Raw genomic sequence first — 8103 nt, 5'->3', positions numbered from 1 at the left:
GTACCCGGGCCCGGCCCGGAACGGCAGGTGAGCGGTGGGGCACGGCAGGCGGCCCGCAGGAGGGCTGCGCGCCGCCGAGGCGTGAATCGTCGTACGACGGGGTCGTCGCACGAACGCCGTCACACCACGCGCCCAGCCGGCAGTGCTTCGGCGAGCGAGTCGAATGTGCCCGTCACGGCGCGACAGCGACGGCCCGTCGGCACCGTGCGGGCCGCACCGGGTGGGGTTGGCGGCATCCGGAGGGACCGGTCATGAACTCGCACTCCACGCCTTCGGCGGCATCCCCCGGGGTGGCACGGCCCGGCCACCCCGCCCGGCTGACCGCGGTCCTCGACGCACCGCTGTCCCGCTGGCTGTGGCCGGTCAAATGGGTGCTCGCCCTTCCGCACTACGTCGTCCTGGTCTTCCTGTGGGTGGCCTTCGCGGGGGCGGGCGTGGTGGCCTTCTTCGCGATTCTCTTCACCGGTCGCCATCCGAGGCCCCTCTTCGATTTCAGCACCGGTGTACTGCGGTGGAGTTGGCGAGTGGCCTATTACGCCTACGGCGCTCTGGGCACCGACCGCTACCCGCCGTTCACGCTCGCCGACGTCCCCGGCTATCCGGCGCGCTGGGAGCTGGCGTACCCCGGGGAGCTCTCCCGCGGCCTCGTCCTGGTGAAGTGGTGGCTCCTGGCCGTCCCGCACTACCTGGTCGTGGGCTTCTTTCTCGGCGGCGTCCGCGTGGGCTGGTTCAACGGAGGTCTCATCGGGCTGCTCACCCTGTTCGCCGGCGTCGCCCTGGCCGCCACCGGGCGCTACCCGCGCGGTCTGTTCGATCTGGTGCTCGGGCTGAACCGCTGGGTGCTGCGCGTGGCCGCCTACGCGGCCCTGCTCACCGACGTGTATCCCCCCTTCCGGCTCGATCGGGGCGGTCGTGAACCGTCGGAGTCGGCATGACTTTGCCCTTGCCCCGGCCTCCGCGGTGCCCGGTCTCGTGGCATGGGCCACCGCAGGACCGGGAAACACGCCCACCAGGACGGGAGGGTGAGCTCCCATGGACGTCCCCGTCGGATACGCGACCGCGCACGACTCCACCCGGAAGATCGCCGAGAGGACGGCCGCCGTCCTGAACCGTGCGGGGCGGACGGCCGAGGCAAGGCCCATGACCGGGGTGGAGGACGCCGACGCCTATCGCTCGTTCGTCCTCGGCAGCGCCGTACACGGACAGGGCCGGCTGCCGCCGGCCAGGCAGTTCGTGCGGGACAACCTGGACGTGCTCGGCCCCCGTCCCGTGTGGATCTTCAGCGTCGGGATGCCCGCAGCCCTGCGCGGGCCGTTGCGCCGTATGGCTGCCAAGGAGCTGTCGGCAATCGAGGAAGGCCTGCCGCCAGGTCTGGGGTACCGGAGCCACCGCCTGTTCTCCGGTGTCGTCGAACGGAACCAGCTGCCCCGTACCGGACGCCTGCTGTTTCATCTGGCCGGCGGACGGTTCGGCGACTTCCGGGACTGGCGCGCCGTCGACGGCTGGGCAACGGCCATCGCCGAGGAACTCCGAGTGGACGGATGATGCCTGCACGCCATTCGGGTGAACGGCGGACGTGTGCGCGGCCGGGCCCGCCCGCACCAGGCAGGTACCCGAGGTGCGCCTGGATTCGGATGCCGGTCAGCCCCGGTTCCACTCCCCCGCCGGTTGTGCTGGTCCGTTCGGGAGCGTCTCGACCGGCCGCGACCGATGTCTCCGCTGGCGCGCCGGCGTCGTTCCCGGCAGCGTGGAGATGCGCAGACAATGACAGACGAGTGAGGTGACCATGCAGTCCTCAGATCCGGCACCTCGGGTGGTCGTGGGCGTGGACGGATCGCCTTCGTCCTACGCGGCTCTGCGGTGGGCGGACCGTTACGCCCGTACCGTCGGCGGTGTCGTGGAGGCGATCCATGCCTGGGACACGCCGTCCGCCAAGGGCTGGAGCGGACCGGTGAGCGATCCCGAATTCGACCTGCGGCAGGCCCGGGAGCTCTTCGCGGAGGAGTTGCGCACCGTCTTTCAGGGCGAGCGTCCACCAGGGCTGAGGGAACACCTCGTCGAGGGCGACCCGTCGGAGGTGCTGATCCAGGCCTCGCAAGGAGCCGAGCTCCTCGTCGTGGGGCGCCGTGGCCGAGGCGGTTTCGCCCGGGCGATGCTGGGCTCGGTCAGCCAGCGCTGCGCCCAGCACGCGGCTTGCCCCGTCACCGTGGTCGGCCCGGAACAGGAATTCGCCCGATGATCGGCACTCATGCCGAGCCTGCCTCCGTGTCCCCGGCGGCCACCCGGTCGGCATCGCACCGGACTTCCAGCACCACCTCCGGCGCTTGCGCCAGTGTGTTCGTGACCGTGCAGTGGGAGACCACCGCGCGCAGAGCGGCCGGCCGCTGCGGCGGCAGGGCGGGGGCCAGGACGGTCAGGGCAAGAGAGCCGACCCGGGGCCGCCCGTCGTCGGCCATGCCGAACTCCGCACGGACGGACGAGCCGTCCCGGCTCACCCCGTGGCGGTCGGGACAGCGGTCCGCGTAGCGCCGCGCAGGAGGTGACCGCCGCCACGAAGAGCTCCACGGGCATGGGCGCGGTGTCCTTATCCTCCGTCGGACAGCGGTTGGCCGACGGTCGGGACATGGCCGCGAATCCGCATCTCGAAAGCGTCACCCACGATCGGCACCACCTCGGCCACTCCGGGCCGGCCCACGGGTTCAGGCTCCACCGCAGCCGCCTGGAACAGCAGCAGCCCGGCCAGGCGCAGGGCCTCCTCGGCCGTCGGCGACACCCACGGCTCGCCCTCGTCGTGCGGGGTGCAGGAAGTGTCCGGGACGATGCGCCCATGGAGGTCTGCAGTCCCCGTGGCGCGAAACGGGTGACGCTGATCGTGCGCCCGCAGCGCGTTCCCCTTTTCATCCCGACTCCTTGCCTGCTCGTTCCACCGCGAGAACCGGGCACTTCCCGGATCGCCGCCGCACCGCCCGGGATTCTGGAGTCCCATAGCCCCCATCACGGTCCGAGGGTCCCTTTGAGGCCCGTCGCAGCGGGAAACGATCACGGTTGCGCGCAAGGGCAGGAGGCCGCCGGCCGGGCCCACCGTCACGTGACCGTGCACCGTCCGGCCCTCGTCCCGATCCCCGTTCACGGTGCAGCCTGATCGGACAGGGATCCGGTGCGCACGACCGCCCGAGCGGAAGGAGGAGTGTGAGCGGCCTGGTGGTACGCAAGGAGCCGGCCCCGTCGCAATGGTGCGGGGATGAGACCCGGCCCGGCCCACGGGCGGCCGAAACAGCCGGACCACTCCTTTTCTGGAGGTATTGACGATGCGTACTGACGGACGCAAACCGATCGTGGTCGGTGTCGATCCCGATCCGGACAAGCGCATGGCGCTCGCCTGGGCCGCCGACGAGGCGGACCGTCGCCACCTTCCTCTGGTGCTTGTGTACGCGCAGGGCGAGCCGGTCCCCGGATACCGGCAGGAGGGCAGCCTTCCTTCGTGGGAGAAGTGGAGGGAGGAACTGCACACCGCGGGTAGCGACGTGCTCGAGCGCGCGGTCGCCTTCGTCGGGTCGCGCCGTCCCGGTCTGGAATGCTCCGCGGAGCTGGCCGAGGGGCACCCGGCCTGGGTTCTGGCCGAGCACACGCGCCATGCCTCGCAGGTCGTCATCGGATCCCGGCATCTCGGCGCCACACGGGAGCTGTTCGGCTCGGCCGCGGTCGCACTGCCGCTGACCGCCCACGCGGCGTGTCCGGTGGTCGTCCTGCGCGAGCCGGAGCACACCACCCAGCAACCGCCGTACCTGGTGGTCGGCGTCGACGGCAGCCCGCACGCGGCCGCCGCCGTCGGCTTCGCCTTCGAGGAGGCTTCTCTGCACGGTGCGGCTCTGCGCGCGCTGTACGTGTGGCATCCCCCGTTGCTCGGGGTCCTGGACGAGCACGCGGCGCTCCAGGAGTGCCGTCGGCTGCTGGCCGAGACGGTGGCCGGGCACACCGCCACCCACCCCGAGGTGGAGCTGCACCACGAGGTCGTGAAGGGACACCCGGTGGACAGGCTGACCGAGGCGTCCGCACACGCGGTCGGCCTGGTCGTGGGCACGCGCGGGCGTGGCGGGTTCACAGGCATGCTGCTGGGCTCCGTCAGCCAGGGCGTTCTCCACCATGCGCGCTGCCCGGTCCTGATGGTCCCGCGCGAGCGGGAGCGGTAACCGCGTCAACCGGTGGACGGCACACTGACCGACGCCGAGCGGCAGGCCGGCAGGACCGGCGGATCCGCCCCTTCGCGAACCACGACGAGCATCATGTGCGCGACCGGACGGAACACGTTCCCGGCGCGGCGCCGGCCGGTCGTCGGCAGCGGTTTGCGGACGTCGTCGTGCGTCGGCGATCCGTTGCCGGCTCTCGGGGACAGGGGGCGGTTTCGCGGGCCGCTCCCGGGGCCGGCCGGGCCGTCCTGCACCCTCGTGGCACCCCGTGGCAGTGGTCCGTCACGGGCATGAGCGGCTCACCGTTCCCCGTCGACCGGAGCGGGCTGCCGCCCGGCACCGGCCCGCCTCCACGGCTCCCATGGCCTCGGCACGGGTGCCCTGGCCACGTGATTCAGCGGGTTTCAGCGACCGCGCAGGGCAGCGACCGCACAGAGAGGACCGGGCCGGCCGGCCGCAATACCCGCTGCGAGAAGCCGGAAGGCCGGGTGCGCGAGCAGGCCGGGGAGCGGTGCGGTTCACGCCCCTCGGACGTCCACGCCCGGTGCCGCCGGCGTGGCGGCGGGGGTGCCCTCTGTTCGGCGAGAAGCTCGCGAGCCTTCGCGGAGCGGGCACCGGAGGCGCACACGACGAGGACGTCACCGCGCTCCGCGGTGTGCTGTGTCTCCGGCGGAACCCGGCGGATGCGGTCCAGAGGGACACTCGGGGCGCCGCAGGGGGCCGGAGGCGTATGCGGCGGGCGTGCGCATGTCGACGACGGTGAACTCGTGGAGCCGGCGCCCGCCTGGTGGGTTCCGAGCCCGACGGGGGTGGGACGGCTGGTCACGGCACGGGGGATCCTTGATGGTCGACACCGTCCCGAACCGGGACGTAGAGTACCCCTAGGGGTATTTTTCGAGGAGTGGCCGTGGAACTGGAACTCGAGGGTGCGGATCTCAGATCCGTGCTGAACCGCTTGCGCCGTGCGCAGGGACAGATCTCCGGTGTGATCCGGATGATCGAGGAGGGCCGCGACTGCGAGGAGGTCATCACCCAGCTCGCCGCCGCCTCCCGGGCACTCGACCGGGCCGGTTTCGCCATCATCGCGACCGGTCTGCAGCAGTGCGTGGCCGACATCGAGTCCGGCCGCAGAAGCGGCGAGGACAGCGAGCAGATGCGCGCCCGGCTGGAGAAGCTGTTCCTGTCCCTGGCATAGGGCCCGCCCGGACTGTGCGCTGCGCCGCGTCACACCACCGCGTCGATCGGCATGGCCCCGCAACGGCCGGCAGCGGCAGTGCGAAGATGCGCCGGAGGGTGCGACCGGAGACCTTCGCGGCCAGGGAGCCGGCGGTGACGACCGGCGGGCCGGCACCCACCGCGTGCCGCATCCGCAGGCCGAGGGCGCTCACCGGCACCGGTACGGCGAGGACGCCGCCGCCCACGTCGAGAACGCCGGTGACGGCGGCGTGAGCGTCACCGGGAGGACCTGAGAGGGCTCGCCGCGCAGGCCCTCTCAGGTCGTCCGCACTGCGACGACATCGTGCGGCTGACCGCCGAGCACGATCTTGAGGGCACCGGTCTCGGCGGCGTTGCCGAAGACGTCGTAGGCCTCCTCCATGTGGTCCAGCGGGAAGGTGTGAGTGATCAGTTGTGACGCGGGGAGCCGACCGGCGGACGCCATCCGCAGCAGGGTCGGTGTGGAGTGGGTGTCGACGAGACCCGTGGTGATGGTCACGTTCTTGATCCACAGGTCTTCCAGGTGCAGGGTCGCGGGCTTGCCGTGCACACCGACATTGGCCACGTGCCCGCCGGGCCGCACCATGCGCGTGCACTGTTCGAACGTCTCCGGCACGCCGACCGCCTCGATGACGACATCTGCGCCGAGTCCTTCGGTGAGATCGGCGACCAGCTGCTCGGGGTCCTCGCGGGCGTCGGCCACCGCGTCTGCGCCCAGGCTCCTCGCGGCTTCGAGCCGGGATGCGTCCATGTCCACGGCGACAATCCGCTCGGGCGTGAAGAAACGGGCCATCGCGACGGCCGCCAGCCCGATGGGGCCGGCCCCGACGACGACCACGGTGTCCCCGGGCCGTACCTTCCCGTTGAGGACGCCCACTTCATAGGCGGTGGGGAAGATGTCGGCCAGCAGCACGGCGTCCCCACTGCTCACCGCGCTGGGCAGCGGATGCACGGACAGGTCGGCGTACGGGACGCGGACGTACTCGGCCTGGGCGCCGTCGATCAGGTGACCGAGAATCCAGCCTCCGCCTCCACGGCACTGGCCGTACATACCCTCCCGGCAGTAGCGGCACCGCCCGCAGGCGCTGACACAGGAGACCAGCACCCGGTCTCCGGGCCGCACCGTGCGCACGTCACTGCCCACCTCGACGACCTCGCCGACCGCCTCGTGCCCCAGCACGGTGCCGGGTCGCACCTCGGGCACGTCGCCCTTGAGGATGTGCAGGTCCGTCCCGCAGATGGTCACCGCGTCGACGCGCACGATCACGTCGGTGGTCTCCTTGAGGCCCGGGTCCGGGACCTCCTCCCATGCGGCCTGTCCGGAACCGTGGAAAACGTAGCCTTTCATGCCACTCCTCCGCTCTCTGCCGGGCTCCGGCACGGTGCCGAAATCTCCCCGCACATCCAGCTTGTCCGATGGCGCGGAGGACCGCTCGGGCCGGTCGGCCCATCAGCGGTCCCGCGCCGGTGGGGCAGGGCGCGGGTGTCACCGGTGGCGGTATCCGGGCGAAACACCACCGCGGTGTCGGCGGCGCGGACGGTCCTTTGGACCGGGGAGTCGAGAAGAGGGGGAGATCAGAGATACGGCTGCCGGGGCGGCGGCTTCGCCTCGCGGTACAGCATGACTTTGAGGGCTCCGGTCTCGGGGCCACGGGAAAAGACCTCGTACGCGTCCTCCATCCGGTCGAGGTCGAAGGTGTGGGTGATGAGCGGGGAGACCGAGATGCGTCCGAAGGTCACGAGGTCGAGCAGCCATGGTGTGGAGAACGTGTCGACCTGACCCGTGCTGATCGTCAGGTTCTTGCGCCACAGAGCCTCCAGATGCAGCGTGGCCGGGCTGCCGGGCATGCCGATGTTGGCGATGTGCCCTCCCGCGCGCACGACACGTGTGGACAGGACGAAGCTTTCCGGATCGCCGGCGGCCTCGATGACCACGTCGGCCCCCGGCCCCTCGGACAGATCGGCGATCAACCGTCCGGGCAGTTCGGCGGCGTCGGCACCCAGGCGTGCGGCGGCTTCCAGCCGGAAGGAGGACAGGTCCACCGCGATGATCCGGCGAGGCGAGTAGAGGCGGGCGATGACGACCGCGGCGAGCCCCACGGGACCCGCGCCCACCACGACGACCGTGTCCCCCGGGCCCACGTGTCCGTTGCGCACCCCGACCTCGTAGGCGGTGGGGAGGAGCTCGGCGAGCAGAACCGCGTCGCCGAGCGGGAGGGAGGGGGGCCGGCGGTGCGTGGAGGAGTCGGCGAAGGGAACGCGAACGAACTCGGCCTGCGTCCCGTTGATCATGTTTCCCAGGATCCATCCGCCGCCGCCGTGACACTGTCCGTACATGCTGGCGCGGCACATCGGACAGCGTCCGCAGGCCGAGACGGACGACACGATCACCTGATGTCCGGGCCGCCGGTTGTGCACCCCGCGGCCGATTTCCACCACTTCTCCGACGGCCTCGTGGCCGAGGATCGTCCCTGGTGCGACCTCGGGGAGGTCTCCCCGCCGAATGTGCAGATCACTTCCGCAGACGGTGGTCGCGTCGACGCGTACGATCGCGTCGGTGTCCTCCTCGATCGCGGGATCCGGGACCGTGTCCCAGGAGGTCTGTGCAGGACCGTGATAGACGAGTCCTCGCATCGTTGCCCACTCCCTCGCTGCCTCACTCCACTGTCGTCTTCGGAGGGCTCGCGGGCAACGCGGAACG

9 protein-coding genes are annotated in these 8103 nt (G+C 71.4%); 5 read left to right on the top strand and 4 right to left on the bottom strand.

Annotated features, from left to right (window positions below):
* The first annotated feature begins 251 nt into the window (after window positions 1-251).
* The 3 genes from ACFWVE_RS20535 to ACFWVE_RS20525 all read left to right on the top strand — a co-directional run bounded on the left by ACFWVE_RS20535 (window position 252) and on the right by ACFWVE_RS20525 (window position 2239).
* Window positions 252-935, top strand: a complete 684-nt coding sequence (locus ACFWVE_RS20535) for a DUF4389 domain-containing protein (RefSeq protein ID WP_384015899.1) — start codon at window positions 252-254, stop codon at window positions 933-935.
* A 97-nt stretch (window positions 936-1032) separates the two neighbouring features.
* Window positions 1033-1545 (top strand): flavodoxin domain-containing protein, encoded by a 513-nt coding sequence (locus ACFWVE_RS20530; RefSeq protein ID WP_384015898.1) that lies wholly within the window; start codon window positions 1033-1035, stop codon window positions 1543-1545.
* 241 nt (window positions 1546-1786) lie between these two features.
* Window positions 1787-2239, top strand: coding sequence for a universal stress protein (locus ACFWVE_RS20525; protein WP_384015896.1), 453 nt, complete (start codon window positions 1787-1789; stop codon window positions 2237-2239).
* Between the two features lie 7 nt (window positions 2240-2246).
* Here the strand turns inward: ACFWVE_RS20525 and ACFWVE_RS20520 are convergent, their stop codons facing one another.
* Entirely contained in the window at window positions 2247-2456 is a 210-nt protein-coding gene (locus tag ACFWVE_RS20520) for a hypothetical protein (protein WP_384015894.1), read from the bottom strand.
* Window positions 2457-2584: 128 nt separating this feature from the next.
* Window positions 2585-2986 carry a hypothetical protein gene (locus ACFWVE_RS20515; protein WP_384015893.1) on the bottom strand — a complete coding sequence of 134 codons (402 nt, stop codon included), beginning with the start codon at window positions 2984-2986 and terminating at the stop codon, window positions 2585-2587.
* A gap of 322 nt (window positions 2987-3308) precedes the next feature.
* Here ACFWVE_RS20515 and ACFWVE_RS20510 point away from each other — a divergent pair, with 322 nt between their 5' ends.
* Both ACFWVE_RS20510 and ACFWVE_RS20505 read left to right on the top strand, forming a co-directional pair.
* Window positions 3309-4190, top strand: a complete 882-nt coding sequence (locus ACFWVE_RS20510; RefSeq protein ID WP_384015891.1) for a universal stress protein — start codon at window positions 3309-3311, stop codon at window positions 4188-4190.
* Between the two features lie 904 nt (window positions 4191-5094).
* A complete protein-coding gene (locus ACFWVE_RS20505; protein ID WP_384015889.1) occupies window positions 5095-5382 on the top strand; it encodes a metal-sensitive transcriptional regulator in 288 nt (95 codons plus the stop codon).
* 297 nt (window positions 5383-5679) lie between these two features.
* On the opposite strand, the gene ACFWVE_RS20500 is transcribed toward ACFWVE_RS20505, so the two are convergent.
* Window positions 5680-6750 carry a zinc-dependent alcohol dehydrogenase family protein gene (locus tag ACFWVE_RS20500; protein ID WP_384015888.1) on the bottom strand — a complete coding sequence of 357 codons (1071 nt, stop codon included), beginning with the start codon at window positions 6748-6750 and terminating at the stop codon, window positions 5680-5682.
* Window positions 6751-6977: 227 nt separating this feature from the next.
* Window positions 6978-8036, bottom strand: a complete 1059-nt coding sequence (locus ACFWVE_RS20495; RefSeq protein ID WP_384015886.1) for an alcohol dehydrogenase catalytic domain-containing protein — start codon at window positions 8034-8036, stop codon at window positions 6978-6980.
* Between the last annotated feature and the right edge of the window lie 67 nt (window positions 8037-8103).

Origin of the sequence: Streptomyces sp. NPDC058632 (genome assembly GCF_042717095.1) — a bacterium.
In the GTDB taxonomy this organism is placed as follows: domain Bacteria; phylum Actinomycetota; class Actinomycetes; order Streptomycetales; family Streptomycetaceae; genus Streptomyces.
The sequence above is the reverse complement of the archived record's forward strand: the minus strand, read 5'-3'. Positions and strand labels throughout refer to the sequence as shown.